This is a genomic window from Paracoccus aerius (genome assembly GCF_014656455.1).
Classification (GTDB): domain Bacteria; phylum Pseudomonadota; class Alphaproteobacteria; order Rhodobacterales; family Rhodobacteraceae; genus Paracoccus; species Paracoccus aerius.
Map to the genome: position 1 here is coordinate 1 of NZ_BNCL01000035.1, position 16,530 is coordinate 16,530.

At 61.0% G+C, this 16,530-nt stretch carries 22 protein-coding genes; 20 read left to right on the plus strand and 2 right to left on the minus strand.

Going from position 1 to position 16,530, the window contains the following annotated elements:
• Positions 1-92: 92 nt before the first annotated feature.
• Positions 93-1,004, plus strand: coding sequence for a hypothetical protein (locus IE224_RS19155; RefSeq protein WP_191312913.1), 912 nt, complete (start codon positions 93-95; stop codon positions 1,002-1,004).
• Between the two features lie 279 nt (positions 1,005-1,283).
• Positions 1,284-2,336, plus strand: coding sequence for an acyltransferase family protein (locus tag IE224_RS19160; RefSeq protein ID WP_191312916.1), 1,053 nt, complete (start codon positions 1,284-1,286; stop codon positions 2,334-2,336).
• Positions 2,337-2,926: 590 nt separating this feature from the next.
• Here the strand turns inward: IE224_RS19160 and IE224_RS19165 are convergent.
• Both IE224_RS19165 and IE224_RS19170 read right to left on the minus strand, forming a co-directional pair.
• Positions 2,927-3,145, minus strand: a complete 219-nt coding sequence (locus IE224_RS19165) for a hypothetical protein (RefSeq protein WP_191312917.1) — start codon at positions 3,143-3,145, stop codon at positions 2,927-2,929.
• A 364-nt stretch (positions 3,146-3,509) separates the two neighbouring features.
• Positions 3,510-3,941 (minus strand): hypothetical protein, encoded by a 432-nt coding sequence (locus IE224_RS19170; RefSeq protein WP_191312919.1) that lies wholly within the window; start codon positions 3,939-3,941, stop codon positions 3,510-3,512.
• A 77-nt stretch (positions 3,942-4,018) separates the two neighbouring features.
• Here IE224_RS19170 and IE224_RS19175 point away from each other — a divergent pair, with 77 nt between their 5' ends.
• The 18 genes from IE224_RS19175 (at position 4,019) to IE224_RS19260 (ending at position 16,450) form a co-directional block, all read left to right on the plus strand.
• Entirely contained in the window at positions 4,019-4,663 is a 645-nt protein-coding gene (locus IE224_RS19175; protein ID WP_191312921.1) for a hypothetical protein, read from the plus strand.
• Positions 4,664-4,828: 165 nt separating this feature from the next.
• Positions 4,829-5,401: a DUF1441 family protein gene (locus IE224_RS19180; RefSeq protein ID WP_191312923.1), complete on the plus strand. Its 573-nt coding sequence runs from the start codon at positions 4,829-4,831 to the stop codon at positions 5,399-5,401.
• On the plus strand, positions 5,358-7,211 hold the full coding sequence (locus tag IE224_RS19185; RefSeq protein WP_191312925.1) for a phage terminase large subunit family protein: 1,854 nt from the start codon (positions 5,358-5,360) through the stop codon (positions 7,209-7,211). The genes IE224_RS19180 and IE224_RS19185 overlap by 44 nt, the downstream gene beginning before the upstream one ends.
• The gene (locus tag IE224_RS19190; protein WP_229849469.1) at positions 7,208-8,827 is read left to right on the plus strand and encodes a phage portal protein; all 1,620 of its coding nucleotides are present in this window, start codon (positions 7,208-7,210) and stop codon (positions 8,825-8,827) included. The genes IE224_RS19185 and IE224_RS19190 overlap by 4 nt, the downstream gene beginning before the upstream one ends.
• Positions 8,817-9,056, plus strand: a complete 240-nt coding sequence (gpW, locus tag IE224_RS19195) for a gpW family head-tail joining protein (RefSeq protein WP_191312929.1) — start codon at positions 8,817-8,819, stop codon at positions 9,054-9,056. The genes IE224_RS19190 and gpW overlap by 11 nt, the downstream gene beginning before the upstream one ends.
• 14 nt (positions 9,057-9,070) lie before the next feature.
• Entirely contained in the window at positions 9,071-10,135 is a 1,065-nt protein-coding gene (locus tag IE224_RS19200) for a head maturation protease, ClpP-related (protein ID WP_191312931.1), read from the plus strand.
• 1 nt (position 10,136) lies between these two features.
• Complete coding sequence (locus IE224_RS19205) at positions 10,137-10,505, plus strand: head decoration protein (RefSeq protein ID WP_191312933.1); 369 nt, start codon at positions 10,137-10,139, stop codon at positions 10,503-10,505.
• A gap of 3 nt (positions 10,506-10,508) precedes the next feature.
• Positions 10,509-11,546 (plus strand): major capsid protein, encoded by a 1,038-nt coding sequence (locus IE224_RS19210; protein ID WP_191312935.1) that lies wholly within the window; start codon positions 10,509-10,511, stop codon positions 11,544-11,546.
• 4 nt (positions 11,547-11,550) lie between these two features.
• A complete protein-coding gene (locus IE224_RS19215) occupies positions 11,551-11,730 on the plus strand; it encodes a hypothetical protein (RefSeq protein ID WP_191312936.1) in 180 nt (59 codons plus the stop codon).
• Positions 11,731-11,740: 10 nt separating this feature from the next.
• Positions 11,741-12,109, plus strand: coding sequence for a hypothetical protein (locus IE224_RS19220; protein ID WP_191312938.1), 369 nt, complete (start codon positions 11,741-11,743; stop codon positions 12,107-12,109).
• Positions 12,106-12,840 (plus strand): hypothetical protein, encoded by a 735-nt coding sequence (locus IE224_RS19225; RefSeq protein WP_191312940.1) that lies wholly within the window; start codon positions 12,106-12,108, stop codon positions 12,838-12,840. Before IE224_RS19220 ends, IE224_RS19225 begins: the two co-directional genes overlap by 4 nt.
• Positions 12,833-13,354: a phage baseplate assembly protein V gene (locus IE224_RS19230; RefSeq protein ID WP_191312942.1), complete on the plus strand. Its 522-nt coding sequence runs from the start codon at positions 12,833-12,835 to the stop codon at positions 13,352-13,354. Before IE224_RS19225 ends, IE224_RS19230 begins: the two co-directional genes overlap by 8 nt.
• An 11-nt stretch (positions 13,355-13,365) precedes the next feature.
• The gene (locus tag IE224_RS19235) at positions 13,366-13,524 is read left to right on the plus strand and encodes a hypothetical protein (RefSeq protein ID WP_191312945.1); all 159 of its coding nucleotides are present in this window, start codon (positions 13,366-13,368) and stop codon (positions 13,522-13,524) included.
• A 3-nt stretch (positions 13,525-13,527) separates the two neighbouring features.
• On the plus strand, positions 13,528-13,851 hold the full coding sequence (locus IE224_RS19240; protein WP_229849470.1) for a GPW/gp25 family protein: 324 nt from the start codon (positions 13,528-13,530) through the stop codon (positions 13,849-13,851).
• Positions 13,848-14,732 carry a baseplate assembly protein gene (locus IE224_RS19245; protein ID WP_191312947.1) on the plus strand — a complete coding sequence of 295 codons (885 nt, stop codon included), beginning with the start codon at positions 13,848-13,850 and terminating at the stop codon, positions 14,730-14,732. Before IE224_RS19240 ends, IE224_RS19245 begins: the two co-directional genes overlap by 4 nt.
• Before the next feature lie 3 nt (positions 14,733-14,735).
• The gene (locus IE224_RS19250; RefSeq protein WP_191312949.1) at positions 14,736-15,293 is read left to right on the plus strand and encodes a phage tail protein I; all 558 of its coding nucleotides are present in this window, start codon (positions 14,736-14,738) and stop codon (positions 15,291-15,293) included.
• Position 15,294: 1 nt separating this feature from the next.
• Entirely contained in the window at positions 15,295-16,077 is a 783-nt protein-coding gene (locus IE224_RS19255) for a phage tail protein (RefSeq protein ID WP_191312951.1), read from the plus strand.
• A gap of 1 nt (position 16,078) precedes the next feature.
• Positions 16,079-16,450, plus strand: coding sequence for a hypothetical protein (locus tag IE224_RS19260; RefSeq protein ID WP_191312953.1), 372 nt, complete (start codon positions 16,079-16,081; stop codon positions 16,448-16,450).
• The last annotated feature ends 80 nt before the right edge of the window (positions 16,451-16,530 follow it).

Genomic DNA, 16,530 nt, shown 5'->3' on the forward strand with positions numbered 1-16,530 from the left:
TCGCTTTGGGGAAAGGTTCACATGGCTCAATTCTCAGTGGAAATTACGCGCCTATCCGGCTCAGTTCTGGGTGGAAATCAACAAGGTTGAGCATGAGGACCGTTCGCAAAGGCTTTGCTGGCACATTGGCCATCAACGACAATACCGGGCTGATCATCTCCCGTCCTGACCTGCAAGCGGGCCTCTCGCCGGTCATAGAGGCTGGTACGGCCCCTGTGGCCTACCTTAACGAATACCTGGCTGCATTTGATGTTTCATGCGCGTTCTGCGCCAAGCACACGCCTCACAAGCACGGATACACCGTCAAGATGGAGGACGGTCGCATTGCACTTTGCGGTGACATCTGTGCCAGTCGCTTCTTTGGCTCGGACCGAGCACTGGCACTTTCGCACGATCTAGGGAAGCGCATGCAACAGGCTTCGCTGCGGCAGGCTATGGCGCAAGCAAAGGCACGAGCGCCTTCAGTCTTGCGCTCCCTGCCGAAAACCCTGTTGGACTTCGAGGAGGCCGCACTGGAAGCCGTTTGCCGTGTCGGCCGCGAGACATCGCACCTCAGCCTGCGCCACCAGCCAATACCCGGGATCGACGCGTTGAAATTCGCGTCAGTCATGGCCCCACGACGACTGGCTAAGGCCAAGGGTGCGCTGGAAAAGCTGCAGAAGCTGAACCTGGATGGCGATGATGCAGTCTTGGGAACTGTCCTTGCCGATTTTGGAGTCCTGGAGACGCAGTTGGAGATCGGTCTGCGGTTCATCTCGCACGCTGCCACTTTGTTCACTAGGGAGAACTTCAGCCGTGTGAACGAGTTCTGTCGGTATCAGCAGGGCACGGTGGACCGGTTCAGCATGGTCGTGGGATTTGAGGGTGAGCATTGCCTCCACCAGTTTCCGCGCGACGGGCGACAGCCGATACACGTGCATCTCGGCAAACTTCCTAGCATTCCCTCGTTCGAGCAAATTCGACTGGCGTTACGGGGAGTTGACGAACAAAGCAGCAACGGTTAAATTACAAAACAGGTGGAGGCGATCTGTGGGAAGCGCAAGCCGGACCCGCAGCCTCTCAGCCGCTGGACTACCCTAGAGGGAAACCCAGCGCGCACGATGGCGAAGCTATGCGCGGCACGGGCCATCCGGAGCCGCGTTTTCAGTTTCAGGGTTCACAATCACTCCTCTGGGCAAAGGTCGCTACGGCCTAACCATTTGAAGGATGTCTATTCAGACAATTGGTCTCTGAAGCGAAGTTGTTGTAATCGAGCTATCCATAGGTTCGATTAGGACACTTTCATGCGTGAATATCCCGCGTTTGATTGGTTGAGATTGGTTTTGGCCTCCGTTGTGTTTTGGGTGCATGCAGGCTTCCTACAATCCTATAGTGCCGCCGGAAATTTTGCAGTTCAGGTCTTCTTCGCCCTGAGCGGTTGGCTCATTGGAGGGATCATCATGCAGATGACGGCCTCCGATTTTCCGAGGTTCTTCTACAATAGGGTAACACGTATCTGGCTTCCTTATGTGGCTGCGGTTGCCTTGCTGTACTTGACTGCAGTGGTCAAAGACGGTTTTGCGCCCTACTTCTGGGAAAACTTGGCCTACGACCTGACGTTGACCCACAACCTGTTCATTCAGAAGGTGCCTGCTGTTGTAGAGGCTCTGCCCATGGGCGGGACTGGAGCGCATCTTTGGTCGATAGCAGTTGAAGAGCAATTCTACCTGATGGCGCCGCTGCTGATCGTCCTGACGCCACTGGGCAAGTCCTGGACTGCCTGGGCATTCGTCACAGCGTTCGCAATACTTCTGGGGACTTGGTACGGAAGTGTTTCGGCTGGGGTGTTGGCCGTCATGCTGCAGCGTCGGTTTGGCGACTGGCACCTAACCAACCCAGCGACTGCGTTTCTCGTTTGTCTTGGGGTGCTGACAGGCAGTCTTCTGATGGCTGGACTGGCTAACTATCAGTATGCGGCGCCTATTGTTGCGGTGGTAGTGGTGCTCCTGCTTGCCCGTCCAGGCGAACGTCGATCTATCGGCATCTGGGCGGGCGGGATCTCTTACCCCATGTACCTAAACCACTGGACGGGCCTGTTTGCTGCCAGCGCACTAGTCAGTCTCTTGCCGCAGCTTGGTCGCTTCACGGCAGCAACGGGCGGCTTTGTGTTCGCACTGATTGTGTCCACTGCGGCCTATAGCTTGATCGACCGCAATGTTCAGAGGTATCGCGGGCAGTTTTACACGGCTGGGTTAGGCCGTTCGGCGATGATCTCGGCATATGTGCTTATGGCAGTGGGGCTTATTCTCGGCAATTTGGTGATCGGTCCGCTATCAGCATCGGCTTCAGCTCCATAGCTGGCCAAGCCTTCGCATCATCGGGACGGTCGTGTTAACTACGTATGGCAAATTTCTTGACCGGGCGCCCGCACCCATGTGAGGATGTCATAGAAGGTCCAAACCACCCTTCGTACCGCGCCCGCAAGGTTGTAGCCCCCCTTGCGGGCGTTTCGGTGTCTGAACGACGGCAGAGGTCAGGAATGACGAGCAGCAGGCTGGGTTATGCCGTTGATCTTCGCCTGACGTTCTAGCCGGTCAAGCAGCTCACGATACTCTACGTTGTGGGAATAAGCTTCTATTGCCGAATAGATTTTCTCCCAGTCGTTCTTTGACAAAACGGGCCGGAAAAGGTCAGGAATTTTAGTCGCTTGCACGGAAACACCTAGATGCGGCTGGGTGAATGTGCAGCAATATCGCGTGGTTGTGGGCTGTTCAACGTTTGGCTCTCGGCATAGGCGAACACTTGCGCGCTCAAATCAACCGCAGCGAGGAACTGCCGATCGGACCCGAGAGTCACGTAACCGGGAAGTCAGGGCAGGGAACCGTGTCAGAGCAGATGGCTGTACGCTGGCGTGACGGAAGGGGGCAATGGCTGATGGCGGGTCTGGTTAGTCTCTCAGGCGAGCCACGGCTAAGGCATCTATCACGTGCCAGAAGTCTTCCTGGACCGTCACCATCTCAGTAACCAAGGCACCCTCATGCTGTGGCACCTGACGAACTATTGTGGTGCCTTTGTCTCGCAATCCGATGCTCCCTATCACCGACCTGCTTGTATCGATGTAGACGTCATTGCCAGTCTGGATATCGGTGAAGATAGCAATGCCCATCTGCATCATCCTGTAGCTGTTTGCGCGGAGAGGATTACCCGCAGAGCGCGAACTGACAAGGGCGCACGGGCCTGTGGCCAAAACTGATCGTGCAGCGCGTTACCAGCCTTCGAACCGCTTCATCAAAGAAGAATAATCGGCTGCCACGTTGACGGTCCGGCTCTCGCCGTCCTCGTGCATCATCACGACATCAAATGTGCCGTTCCGCAGAGGAATGATTTTACCTAGCCGCCATGGCGGGTTTTCGAAGAGCAGCGAACATTTTATCTCCCTATCAGTCAGGACTGCACGTTTCATCATAGTCGAAGCATCGGCTGTATAAGTCTCATTGGCAACATAAGGCACTTGCCGGGCGAAAATTCTGCTATGAAGTCGAGCAAGTAACTAGTGCCAAAGCCAGTAGAGCTAGGAGGGCAAGTAGCAGGGCGGCGCCGGGAGTTGTGGCGCCACGTTTACGCAAAGCACGCTTCGGAGACGCACGTCTTTGGTATTTCGCTTCCTGGCTTGCCGACCTTAAAACCCGTCCAAGCGCCGGATCATAGTTGACGCGTTCACGATCGGTGATCTCTGTGATCAATCGCGATGCAGGTGCGGTCGAGATAGACTCGGCATCTTTCGACTGCTTGGTACCATCCCGTTGGTTTTTGCGGCCAAAGAGGGCAAAGAAGCCCAAAAGCACCGTCACCCCGATGCCGCTGAATATCCACTGGCCATGTACCGCAATCCAGTTCCAAAGGCTCCATGCGTGTTGGCGTAACGTGTCCATATGAAGCCAAACTCCGATGCTTTTGTTCATTTGCCATTAGCATCTGACTCGTCGATTCGCACAATGCTTGCAGATCAGTAAGTTACTACTGCCTACTATGGAGAAACATGCGTGGCACGCCGGAAAAGCAGCAGGGCGCAACCGGCTGGCTGGGTATCCTGATCATGCCCATCCTGTCCTATTCCCTGCGCAGCCACGGCGAAGGCCATCTGCGCTTTTCCAACGGCATCGAGCAACTGGGCAGCAGCGAGACGATGCATCGCAAGGTCTATCGCCGCGCCCTGAACAAGGTGGGCGACAAGGCCTACACCCGCGTCATCCGCGCTGTCGGAAAGCAGATGGGCCTGAAACGCGGCCAGGTACTTAAATACGGCGGCGTCGGAAAGGTTCGCGCCAACTACAAGAGGCAGGACTACCAGATCGTCAGCCGGGGCGAGGAAGTCCCGCTTCGGGAGTTCGGCGCCAAGCAGTTCAGCTATGGCATCAGGGCGCGTCCATGGGGCAAGGCCACGCGCTTCACCGGCATGTTTATCAACGCAGGGCGATGGACCAGCGGTGATCCAGTCGCTCAGGGTCATGTGTTCCAGAGGGTCACGTCATCGTCGCTGCCAATCGAGAAGCAGTTCGGGCCAAGCGTTCCCGAGGAAATCGTCAAGAACGAAACCGCCGCCGCATTTTACAGGGTCGCAGATGAACTGCCGGCACGCATCGCCCACGAGATCGCGCAGGTGACGCGAGGGGCGGTCGGTTGACCCGCAAGGGCGCGGGGTGTGGCCGGAATGACACGGTGTTGCGTAAATGCAACATGCGGGGGTCGGCCCCCCGGTTTAGGGACCGTACCCCTAGCCCCACCCTAGGGCGGTGGCGGGCCAGCCCGAGCTATGACTAGTTTCTAAAATTCCAGAATGGGGTTGGCATTGACACAGGGCCAGGACAACAGGCTGGTTAATCAGCGCCAACTGGCTGAAATCTTTGGCGTAACCCGCGAGACGATCCGCAAATGGGCGGATTTGGGGATGCCCACGCGCGGCGGGGAGCGCAAGGCACGGCTCTATCTGCCGTCTGAGGTGATAAAGTGGCGCGAAGAGCGCGCCGAACGGGCGGCGATTGAGTCCGTAGCGATCACGGACATCGAGGAAGCAAAGCGGCGGAAGCTCGCGGCGGAAGCGGCCTTGGCGGAACTGGAACTGGCAAAGGCCCGCGACGAAGTTGCGGAAATCGAACTGATGGGTGCCGAGGTCGGTAAGGCCTTCGCGAGATGCCGCGCCCGGTTGCTGGGGATCGGCGCTGCCGTGGTCCCGAGACTGCAGCTTGCCGTGGATGGCGTGGAGATGAAGCGCATCGTGGATGACGAGGTGCATCTGGCGCTCGGGGAATTGAGTAATGGGGCACTTGAACTCGCGTCCGGTGCAGACGAAGCGGATCAGGAGGACGATCTACCGGCAGATGGCGGCGATGCTGGCGCCGCCTCCCGTCCAGACGCTGAGTGAATGGGCTGACGAAAACCGGGTCTTGAGTTCTGAGTCCTCTGCCGAACAGGGGAAATGGCGCACATCCAGGACGGAATATCTTCGCGGCATCATGGACGCGCTGGCTGATCCGGCCGTTCAAGTCGTGTCGGTGATGAAGCCGGCCCAGGTGGGCTGGACGGAGGTGATCAACAACGCGGTCGGCTACTACATTGATCGGGATCCTTCTTCGATCCTGACCATCCAGCCGACCGTCAAGATGGCGGAGAACTGGTCGAAGAAGCGACTGACGCCGATGCTGCGGGATACGCCCGCGCTTCGGGGAAAAATCAAGGACGCGAAGTCGCGCGACAGCGACAACACCATTCTGGAGAAGGGCTTTCCCGGCGGATATCTCGCTATCGTCGGGGCAAACACACCAAATGATCTAGCATCCCGTCCGGTGCGGATCGTGCTGGCCGACGAGGTGGACAAGTATCCGCCAAGTGCCGGGGACTTCGGGGATCCGATCTTGCTGGCTCTGTCGCGGCAGAACACGTTTTGGAACCGCAAGACGCTGATCGGTTCAACACCGGGCCACGGTCAATCATCGACGGTTCTGGCCTGGTACAAGCAGGGCGATCAGCGGAAGTATCACGTTCCTTGTCCGCACTGCGACACTGAGCAGGTGATGCGTTGGGAGCGGATCGTCTGGGACAAGGACGAGACGGGGCACAAGCCAGAGACTGCACGCTACCTGTGCGACGAATGCGGCTGCCTGTGGACGGATGCCGAGCGGATGCGGGCCGTTGAGCAGGGGCAGTGGATTGCCACGGCACCCTTCAACGGGATCGCCAGCTTCCACATCACCATCGGCCTGTCGCCGTGGGTGAGCATGGAGCAGATCGTTCGGAAGTTTCTCGCGGCCAAGGACTTCGCGCCTCGGCTGCGGCAATGGGTCAACGAAGTCAAAGGCGATCCTTGGGAGGAGCGTGGCGAAGCATCGTCGGCGGAGGAACTGGCAGCCCGGGCTGAGGCCTATGACGATCAGAGCCTGCCGGAAGGGGTGCGGTTCATCACGGCCGGCGTGGATACCCAAGACGACCGCCTGGAATACTCGCTGATCGGCTGGGGCGACGGAGAAGAAGCCTGGGTCATCAGGCATGAAGTTCTGCTTGGCGATCCGGGCAAGCTGGCGGTCTGGTCCGAACTGGACGCGGCTCTGAAGGATACGACCTGCGTCACGGAGGACGGCAGAAGCCTGCGGGTTCGTGCTGCCTGCGTCGATAGCGGCGGTCACTACGGGTCGATGGTGCTGTCCTTTGCCCGCGCGAGGGCCAGCCGGAAGATCTACGCCACGAAGGGCATCGGGAACGACCACCGTGGGTCCAAGCCCATCTGGGGCAAGGCGATGCTACGGACGAAAAACGCAGGGGATCGCCTCTGGGCAGTCGGTGTGGACACCGCAAAGGACGGCCTGCAGGCTCGGCTGCGGATTGTGCCAGGCGAAGAACGAACGCCGAAGGCCGTGCACTTTCCGATGGCGGGGCTGTCGGCTGATTACTTCGAGCAGTTGACCTCGGAGATGGTGGTCACGGAACTGACCCGAGAGGGCCGGTTGCAACGGAAATGGAAGATGAAGCCGGGCCAGAAGCGCAACGAGGCGCTGGATTGCTTCATCCTGGCGGAGGCCGCGATGCTGTCCCTGCCGACGCGCCTGATGCGCACCAGCTATACCGGCATGCCGGTGGCTGAGCCTGAAACGGCCGACGAGCCGCAGAACGATCCGACGCCGCCGGTTCCGGTGGTGAAGCAGAAACGCAACCGTCAGAGATGGGGGGGCTACAGTTGACCACGAAGACCCCCGCCGTCCGCAAGGAAAAGAAGAAGCCCGCCGCCCGCATGGAATACATGGGCCACGACCGGGTCGGCATCATCAACATGCGCCGCGCGGTGACGCGGGATGTGAAGCATGATGTGCTGCGCGCCGCTGATCGGGCTTTCGCGCTGGCCTTCGACTTCATGCAGAATAGCGGCTGGATCGCGGGCGCGGCGGATCAGATCATTTCCGACATGATCGGCACGGAACTGAAGTTGAATGCCCGTCCTGATCTGGCCCGGCTGGGCTATGATGATGCCGAGCGGGCCGCATGGTGCCGGCTGGTGGAGAATGACTGGCGCCGCTGGTCCTGGACGCCGCGCGAATGCGACATCGAGGGCCGGGCCACGGTTCAGGAGATGCTGGACGGGGCAGCGCGGTACTATCTGGCCGGCGGCGAAGCCCTTGCGGTCCTGGACTATATGCCCGCGTCGATGCGGCAGCGGTATGGGGCGCGGTCAGGGGTGAAGGCCCGGCTGGTCAGCCCGCATCGGCTGTCCCGCTATACATCGCTAGTCGAAGGCTGGGATCAGGGCATCTACCACGACGAAAACGGACGGCCGACGCACTACCGGTTCAAGGTTTCTGAGGGCGGGATCGAGCGCGACCTCGATCTGCCGGTGATGGCTGGCGCAATTCAGCGTATCATCCACACGATGGACCGGGGCACGACCCCGAACAGCCCGCGCGGCATTTCTCCGATGACCCCGGCTTTCAAGGTTATCGCCCAGTCCGACCAACTGGCAGACGCCACCCTGACCACCGCACTGCTGCAGACGGCCTTTGCCGCGACGATCACCAGCCCTGAACCGTCCGATCAGGCTTTCGCGGCGCTGCAGCAGATCGTGGAACTGAGCGACGAGGAAGTCTTCGACGGTGCCAAGGATCTGGCATCGGACCTGATGGCTGTCTGGGAACAGCGGATCGAGAGCCTGAAAAGCAAGCGACTGTCGATTGGCGGGGACGCCAGCCAGGTCAACCATCTCGGGCCTGGCGAGAAGCTGGAATTACACACGGCTAATGCCGGCGGTGCCCATTATGAGAGTTTCCAGAGGAACCTTCTGCGGGAAGTGGCCCGCTGCTTGGGGGTGACGGTGGAAAGTCTGACGATGGACCATTCATCGGCAAGCTACTCGTCCACCCGCATGGCCGTTGCCTCCGTCTGGCCGACGATCATCCGCCGCCGTGAGCGGATTGTGGCTCCCATCGCGCAGGGCATTTACGAGGCTTGGCTTGATGAGGCGATTGCCGAGGGCCGTATCCCGTTCAAGGGCGGATACCGTGCTTTTGCCGCCAATCGCGATCTGGTGGTGGACAGCGAATGGCGCGGTCCTCCGCGTCCGAGCGCCGATCCCTACAAGGATGCGCTTTCCGAAAAGGTCCGGTTGGAAACGGGCACGATCACCATCCAGGAAGTCTGGGCAGAACGCGGCCTCGACTGGGAAGAAGGGCTGGATCAGATCGCCCGTGAACACGAACGCTTCGAAGCCATGGGCGTGAAATCTCCCTTCGGCCGCAGCACGGGCGGCGGGGCAGGGCCTTTGGGCGCCGCTGCGGATGGCGCGAGGGAACAATCGAATGCCGACTGAAACCGCCTGCGACCGCCTGGCGCGACTGCAACAGGTCCGCGAAGACCTGATCACCGGCAAGGCCGTTAGCGAAGTGGCCTTTGGCGAGGATCGCGTCCGCTACACCCGCGCAGACATGGAGCGGCTGGATCGCGAGATCGCCACAGCGGCTGCGCTGTGCCGCGAGGAACAGGGGCTGCCGAAGAAGCGCACCCGCTACGCCATGGGCGTGCGCGTCCGGCCCTACTGACACGAGGAACATCGATGGCTTGCACTTTGGACGGTCAGCGACTGCTGCTGACGGGGTATGTCGGCGCGCCCTCCATCTATGATGAGGATGGCACCCCTTGGATGGAGGGCTTTACCTACGAACAGGTGGTGGCCCGTCTGCGGGAAGCCGGGGATGACACCGATCTGACCGTCTACATTAACTCCGGCGGTGGATTTGCTGACGAAGGGGCGTCTATTCGGTCGGCTCTTTCTGAGCGGGCAGGAAAGACCGACGTCGTTATCACTGGAATTGCCGCCTCCGCTGCCAGCTTGATTGCTATGGCGGGCGAGACTGTGAGCATGGCCCTCGGCTCAACGATGATGATCCACGACCCTGCGACAATCACCATCGGAAACGCTGCTGATCACGAGACTGCCACTCGGGCACTGCACAGCTTGGGGGACTCATGCGCGGCTGTTTACGCGAAGAAATCTGGCAAGACTGTCCAAGAATGCCGCGACATCATGCGCCGCGAAGAGTGGTTTAATCCAGAAACTGCCGTAGCCGCTGGGTTCGCAAACGAAATCCTAGATGAGCGCGCCGTGATGGCCGCTGCTTTCCCCTACGAAGCATACGCTCACGCGCCCTCGGAATTGGTCGAGATGGCAAAAGAGAAAGGCTGGCGCGCCCGCGCAAGTCTGGTGGCTGCCGTTGGCGCCACACCCACGGCGGCACTGCCCGCCGCCACCAACCGTCAACCTACGGAGGTATCCATGACGGATAAGACCCAGGCGGGCCAGACGCCCGCCGAACCCGTGAATGTCGCGCAGATGCAGGCAGACGCGGTGAGAGCCGACCGTGAGCGCCGCGCCGCGATCATGGCGCTGGACGAGGCTAAAGGTCGCGAGACGCTGGCCGAACACCTCTACGCCAGCACCGAGATGACCGTCGATGCGGTGAAGGCGGTTCTGGCCGCTGCGCCCGCACCGCAAGCCGAGGCCCCGGAAGCCGCCAATCTGGCGACGGCGGGTCTTGGTGGTCAGCCCGAGAAGAAGACGCAGATGCGCGTCGATATCGTCGCAACCGCGCGTCAGCGCGCAGGCATGAAAGGGGCCTAAGATGGGTATCCAGAACATCGGCTACAAAGTCGATACCGATGTCGTCAAGGAAGAGGCCAAAGGCCGCTATTCCCGCGACGATGTGACCCTCGCTGCGAACGCAGCCGCTCTTGAAGTCGGCACGGTGTTGGCTGTTGACGGTTCGGGCGTCTACTCGCCCATCACCACCGCCGCCCCCGGCAACGCTGTCGCGGTCCTGCTGCAGCATGTTCCCGTCAGCGCGGAGCCGACCCGCGTGGTGGTGCTGTCCCGACGCGCCCAGGTGGCCCAGCAGGCGCTTGTCTGGCCAGCCGGTGCCACGGCCGGCAATATCGCATCCGCCATCGCGGCCCTGAAAACCCAGGGCATTGTTGCCCGAAATGGAGTGTGATCCATGGCAACTGTCCTGGACTATCTGAACGCCCCGGAATTCTCCGACGACCGCATCACCGAAGCGATCAACGTCGCGGAATATACCACGGGGCGCCCGGCGCAGCTGGGTATCTTCCGCGATGTCGCGATCCCCACGACCTATGTGAAGCTGAGCGTTTCCGAGGACGAGATCGCAATCATCCCGTCGCGTGAGCGCGGCGGCGAGTCGAACGTCAACATGCGCAATCAGCGCGGCGTCCTGAACCTGGACATCCCGCACTTCCCGCTGGACGACGCGATCAGCCCGGCCGATCTGCAGAACATCCTGCAGTGGGGCGACACCTACGCCTTCCAGATGGTCGGCGATGTCGTCACCCAGAAGCAGGAAACCATGCGGATGAAGCATGAGCGCACCTGGCACCATCTGGACTGGGGCGCGCTGAAAGGCCTGATTGTGGATGCCGAAGGCACTCTGATCGCTGACCTCTACGACGAGTTCGGTATCACGCAGCCCACCCAGGCCATCGCTCTGGGCACGGCGGGAACGGATGTCCCTGGCTTGCTGCGGTCGGTGAAGTCGCGCACCGTCAAGGAACTGCGCGGTGCCACCACGACCGGCCTGCGCATCTTCGCCGGTTCGGATTGGTTCAACGGCTTCGTCAAGCATCAGAGCGTGACCGAGGCGCTGAAATACTATGCCACCCCCGGCCAGATGAACCCTACGCGCGATGACGTGGTGGACGAGTTCCGCTTCGCCAACGTGACGGTTGAGCGCGTGGACGAGGAATTCGCCCACCGCAAGGCAGACGGCACTTTCGAGATGCTGCCTGCAGTTGCTGCGAACGAGGCGCTGGCTGTCCCGATGGGCACCCAGTACTTCCGCCGCTACATCGCGCCGCCGGACAGCATTGACCTGGCGAACCGCGCTCCGGCGCCGGGCGCTAAGATCTTCGTTTCGACGGACGATCTGCCCCACGGCAAGGGTCGCGAGATCCACACCGAGTCGAACGTTCTGCCGATCTGCACGCGTCCGCAGATCATCACCAAGCTGACGATGTGATTCGATGGCTTTCCGTCGGTTCACCAAGGCTCACCGCTACACCGATGAGCAGGGGCGCGTGAATATCATCCCGCGCGGCTGGGCAGGCGAACTGCCCACCGCCGTGGTGAAGGACGCAGACGAGGCAGGCGTGACAGTTCTGCCCGAAGAAGCCCCCAAGCCCAAGGCGAAAGCCAAGGACTAAGGAACCTGACATGGCGACGTTTCAACAGATCCAGGCGGATGCCATCCGCGCTGTCGATGCCGTCATGTCGGAAATCCTGCGGCATTTCCCTCTTGCCGCAGGGAAAGCCGACGCGACCCGCACGCAATCCGATATTAAGGGTGTGCTGCGGGTCGGTCGGAACAAGGAAGCAAGTGTCACCGGCGGTGCAGCGGCAAGCTGGTCGCAGCGCATCGCGGCTGGCAAGGCTGAACTGCATCTGGATCGAACAGGCCTCCCTGATCTGCGCAAGGGTGACAAGGTGCGGGCTGTTGAGCGTCCCGGGTCGCCCTGGTTCGAGGTTCTAAGCATGACTGAGGACGCTCACGGCCGGCTGGTCCTGGACCTGGGGGCAGCATGAGCCTTTGCCGCTTAGCCCTGCGCCATTGCGCCGTCAAAGCCCTTGCCGGGCAGACCATCGTCGGCGCGAATGTGACCGACAGCGACTTCGGGGCGCTTGATCTGACGCCGGAAGGACAGCTTTCAACGGATCGCGACCGGCCTTTCGTGCTGGTCTACACCGACGAAAGCCGGGCCACCGAAACGGATATCCGCAGTCTTCGGCAGAATGGCGAATTGGACTTCGTGATCGAATACGGCGTGGCCTCTGCCATGACCGTCATAGACGAGAATACGGGCGAGTCGGTCATTGACGGGATGAACATCCCCCCGACCGACGCCAACCTTGAAGCTGCCCTCGACCTGATGGACCAGCAGGTGATGGCGGTTCTAGCCGGCGCTGATGGATGGGCAGAGTTGTGGCGGGGCCTGAGCGGCGGTGTCACCAAGATTGAACGCCGCCGCCGTGCGTCTTCGGATGAAGGGGTTCGCATCGCTGCTCGGCAGACGCGCATCACGCTAACGGCTTTGCCTGATCCTGTGCCAGGGCAACCCTTGGCGGAAGCGTCCATCTGGGCGCGCTTCCGTGCCGCCTTGGACGACGATGCAGTCAGGGCGATGGTGGATGCCATGCTTGGCGAGGACCAGCCGGACTGGAAAGCTGTTGTTTCGGGTCGCGGCATGACTGCAGGCGAGGCGAAGGCCCTTGGGTTGACCTCTGGCGAACCTGTGACTGGGGCCGAAATTGTCTGATCTGCCCCGCATTCTAAGCGACATGACGCGCCGGATTGCCGAATTGGAGCGTCGGCAGCGGGGGCAGGGCATGGAAGGCCGTGTCTCCAATGTGGACCCGGTGAAAGGTCTTTACCGCGTAGAACTGGCAGACGGCTTCAAGACGGGCTGGATCCCGGCCCGCAGCGCCTCTTCCGGGGCATTGAAGATGCAGGCCGAACCGACCATCGGCCAGATGGTGATGGTGCGGTCGGAAAGCGGCGATCTGACTGACGCGGCGATTGAGGGGTCCGGCTTCACCGACGACCGGCCCCACGACAAGAACGGCGAATGGTTTGTCTCGCTCGGATCAGCGTCCCTGCTGATGACCGAGGACAGCATCATCCTGACGGTTGGTGGATCAGTCGCCACGATAACGGCCAGCGGCATCTCCTTCGTAGGACCAACCGTCACCCATGACGGCAAGAACATCGGCAAGACCCACACGCACGGCGGCATCAATCGCGGCCCCGACAACACCAACCCCCCGAATTGAGGATCGGCACCATGAGCAAGCAAACGCAGAACTACACCGTCCTTGAGGACGGCTTCATTCACGGCATCTGGCAGAAGAAGGGCGATGTAATCCCTATGACAGACGCCCAGGCCCGCATGTTCCTCGATCATGGCCGCATCGCCCCCGCGAAAGCGGACAAGAAGGCCTGACCTGTGATCGACCGTCACACCCTGCGCCCCATTGGGGAATGGGATCATGTGCTGCAAAGCATCGGCATGATCCTGACGACCCCCTTGCGGTCGCGCGTCATGCGACGGGAATTCGGGTCCGAACTATCTGACCTGATCGGGCGCCCCATGACCCCGCAGATCATCATGGCGGTCTATGCAGCCACGGCTCTTGCGATTGCCCAGTGGGAGCCGCGCTTCGCCCTGACCGGAGTAGAGATGGGGCAGCCCACGGCTGATGGCCGGCTGTCCCTGACGGTCTACGGTGTTTTTCAAGGTGATCAGGTGAGCGGAAGGGTTGTGCTATGAGCCGCTATGTCGCCATCGACCTGAACCAGCTTCCGTTCCCGGATATTATCGGGCCGCTGGCCTATGAAAACATCCTGGCGCAGTTGAAGGCCGATGTGATCGCTTTGGCGCCGTCCCTTGCTCCAGCCCTGGCCGTCGAAGGTGATCCGGTTCAAGCGGTCCTGCAGGCGATTGCCTATCGCGCCCTGGTTCATGAGGCCCGCTTCAACGACATCGCCCGGTCTGCCTTTCTCTCGACCGCCACCGGTGCCGATCTGGATAACCTCGTCGCGGAATACGGCGTACAGCGGATGGTGGTTGAGCCTGCCAACTTGGACGCAGTGCCGCCGGTGCCTGCCGTCATGGAGACGGACGCTGAACTGCGGAACCGTGCCCAGATCGCACTGGAGTCGTTTTCGACTTCTGGACCTCGGGGCGCATATGAATACCACGCCCTGAGCGCCGATGCGCAAGTGCTGGACGCAGGGGTGACTTCCCCGGCGCCGGGTCAGGTGCAGGTCGTCGTGCTGGGGCGTTCTGGTGTTCCTGCCAGCACCGTCACCGACGCCGTCAGCAATGCCCTGAACGCGGAAGAGGTCCGGCCCCTCTGTGACACGGTGATCGTTCTGCCGGCCGAACTGGTCAGCTATGACATCGAGGCAGTCCTGACCTTCCAATCCGGGCCTGGATCCGAGGCAACACTACTGGATGCGGCGGCGGCAGTTCAGGAATACACTGAACGCCAGCGGAAGATCGGCGCCACCATCCACCGCAGCGCCTTGTTCGCAGCCCTGCATCGGCCCGGTGTGGAAGCAGTCAATCTGATTTCCCCCGCTGCTGACGTGACGACCACCGACCTGCAAGCACCCTGGGCTGGCGCCATAGACATCACGGCAGCCTGATCCATGGATAGCTTGCTGCCCTACAACGCGACCGATGCAGAGCGGGCGCTGGAAGCCGCTGGGACGGCTGCAATCAATTTGCCAATGCCCGAGGGACTGCGCGACCCTTGGCGCGTTCCTGCGGCGCTCCTGCCGTGGCTGGCGTGGTCTCGCTCCGTGGACGAATGGGATCCGTTCTGGTCGGAAGATGCGAAGCGCGAGACCATCGCCGCCAGCGTCGAGGTCCATCGCCGTAAGGGCACCGTCTGGGCGATGCGCCGGGCACTTCAAGCTGCAGGGCTGGGGGATGCTGAGATCCAGGAAGGCTGGTCTGCCAGTCAATACGACGCGGTCTTTGCCTTTGACGGAAGCCGTAACCATGCGCCGTCCGATCATTGGGCCGAATACCGGGTCAAGCTGTCGCGGCCTATGTCCATCCGACAGGCGGAACTGGCCCGCGCGATCCTGACGTCTGCCGCGCCCGCACGGTGCCATCTCAAGCTGATGACCTTCGAGGAAGCGTCCAATCTCTACAACAAGGCCATCAACTATGACGGCCAGTTCACGCACGGGGTAGTCTAATATGGCGAACTTGCCGGAAGCCAACGAATATCCCGCCGGGATTTACCAGATCGAGACGACCGATCCTGTTTTGGGCGGTCCCCCAAACGAGGCGACGAAGGCTGGTCTCGCGAACATCCCTGCAATGCAGCTAGCCAAGCGGACGAACTGGCTCAAGAACCGAGTGGATACGCTGCTGGGAAAAGCCATTGCCGCCACGACGCTGGTAGCAGGGCTTGTGCGGCTTTCCAGCGCTGTCAACAGCACCTCCGAAACGGAAGCCGCCACGCCCCGCGCGGTCAAGTCCGCGAACGACAATGCAGAAACCCGGGCGCTGAAGACGACGAAGGTGACGACTTCCGGCCTGGCAGAAGGCGGCGGTGACTTCTCGCAGGACCGCCAGATCGGTGTGCCGGCCGCGACACAGGAAGAGGCAGTAACGGGAACGCTCAACACCAAGGCCATGACGCCGCTGCGGGTGGCTCAGGCCATTGCCTCGAAATACTCAGACCGGTCAGTCGCCACTAGCGGTTATCAGGTTCTACCCTCGGGTCTGATCCTGCAGTGGGGGCAGATATCCGTGAGCGGAGCCGCTGCCTTCGGGACTGAGAACGCGGTGTTCCCGCTGACCTTCCCGAGCGCCTGCCTGCAGGTTTATGCCCACGACCCGAACAGCGTCTTGGATGCCACGCAGTATCTGGTGAGCGCCCATGACTGGACGAACTCGCTGTCGAAGATCTCCTACAAGCGCGTCGGCGGAGCCTCATCCATCGTCGTGATCAACTTCTTCGCCCTCGGGAGGTGACATGCACTTCAACGCAAAGACCGGCGGCTTCTACTCGGCTGCGATCCACACCATTCCCAAAGGTTCGAAGGAAATCTCGGATACGCTCTACAAGGAACTGTTGGCCGGGCAGGAGCGCGGCGGGCGGATTGTGGCAGGCAAGGATGGAATGCCTTACCTAGAAGAGCGCCCCATCCCAAACGCCAACGCCCTTCTCGAAATCGAACGCGACGGCATGGCCGTGAGCCGCTTCCAGGCCCGCGCTGCCCTGCACCTGAACGGACTGCTTGAAGCCGCAGAGACGGCAGTCAAGAAAGCCGACCCGCTGGTTCAACTGGCGTGGACCGATACTATTGAATGGCGGCGCAACAGCGAGATGGTGAAAGCCATCTGACCTGCCCCCCGGTCGTCCCTCGTTCATAACGAGAGTCCTTGGGGTTGATAGTTTTCGGTTTCGGGTGTGGCAAGCGCGCC

Excerpts from the sequence above, each read along its gene's own strand:
- IE224_RS19155 (WP_191312913.1), top strand. The coding sequence starts at position 93 with ATGAGGACCGTTCGCAAAGGCTTTGCTGGCACATTGGCCATCAACGAC.
- IE224_RS19160 (WP_191312916.1), top strand. The coding sequence starts at position 1,284 with ATGCGTGAATATCCCGCGTTTGATTGGTTGAGATTGGTTTTGGCCTCC.
- IE224_RS19165 (WP_191312917.1), bottom strand. The coding sequence starts at position 3,145 with ATGGGCATTGCTATCTTCACCGATATCCAGACTGGCAATGACGTCTAC.
- IE224_RS19170 (WP_191312919.1), bottom strand. The coding sequence starts at position 3,941 with ATGAACAAAAGCATCGGAGTTTGGCTTCATATGGACACGTTACGCCAA.
- IE224_RS19175 (WP_191312921.1), top strand. The coding sequence starts at position 4,019 with ATGCGTGGCACGCCGGAAAAGCAGCAGGGCGCAACCGGCTGGCTGGGT.
- IE224_RS19185 (WP_191312925.1), top strand. The coding sequence starts at position 5,358 with ATGGCGGCGATGCTGGCGCCGCCTCCCGTCCAGACGCTGAGTGAATGG.
- gpW (WP_191312929.1), top strand. The coding sequence starts at position 8,817 with ATGCCGACTGAAACCGCCTGCGACCGCCTGGCGCGACTGCAACAGGTC.
- IE224_RS19200 (WP_191312931.1), top strand. The coding sequence starts at position 9,071 with ATGGCTTGCACTTTGGACGGTCAGCGACTGCTGCTGACGGGGTATGTC.
- IE224_RS19205 (WP_191312933.1), top strand. The coding sequence starts at position 10,137 with ATGGGTATCCAGAACATCGGCTACAAAGTCGATACCGATGTCGTCAAG.
- IE224_RS19210 (WP_191312935.1), top strand. The coding sequence starts at position 10,509 with ATGGCAACTGTCCTGGACTATCTGAACGCCCCGGAATTCTCCGACGAC.
- IE224_RS19215 (WP_191312936.1), top strand. The coding sequence starts at position 11,551 with ATGGCTTTCCGTCGGTTCACCAAGGCTCACCGCTACACCGATGAGCAG.
- IE224_RS19220 (WP_191312938.1), top strand. The coding sequence starts at position 11,741 with ATGGCGACGTTTCAACAGATCCAGGCGGATGCCATCCGCGCTGTCGAT.
- IE224_RS19225 (WP_191312940.1), top strand. The coding sequence starts at position 12,106 with ATGAGCCTTTGCCGCTTAGCCCTGCGCCATTGCGCCGTCAAAGCCCTT.
- IE224_RS19235 (WP_191312945.1), top strand. The coding sequence starts at position 13,366 with ATGAGCAAGCAAACGCAGAACTACACCGTCCTTGAGGACGGCTTCATT.
- IE224_RS19245 (WP_191312947.1), top strand. The coding sequence starts at position 13,848 with ATGAGCCGCTATGTCGCCATCGACCTGAACCAGCTTCCGTTCCCGGAT.
- IE224_RS19250 (WP_191312949.1), top strand. The coding sequence starts at position 14,736 with ATGGATAGCTTGCTGCCCTACAACGCGACCGATGCAGAGCGGGCGCTG.
- IE224_RS19255 (WP_191312951.1), top strand. The coding sequence starts at position 15,295 with ATGGCGAACTTGCCGGAAGCCAACGAATATCCCGCCGGGATTTACCAG.
- IE224_RS19260 (WP_191312953.1), top strand. The coding sequence starts at position 16,079 with ATGCACTTCAACGCAAAGACCGGCGGCTTCTACTCGGCTGCGATCCAC.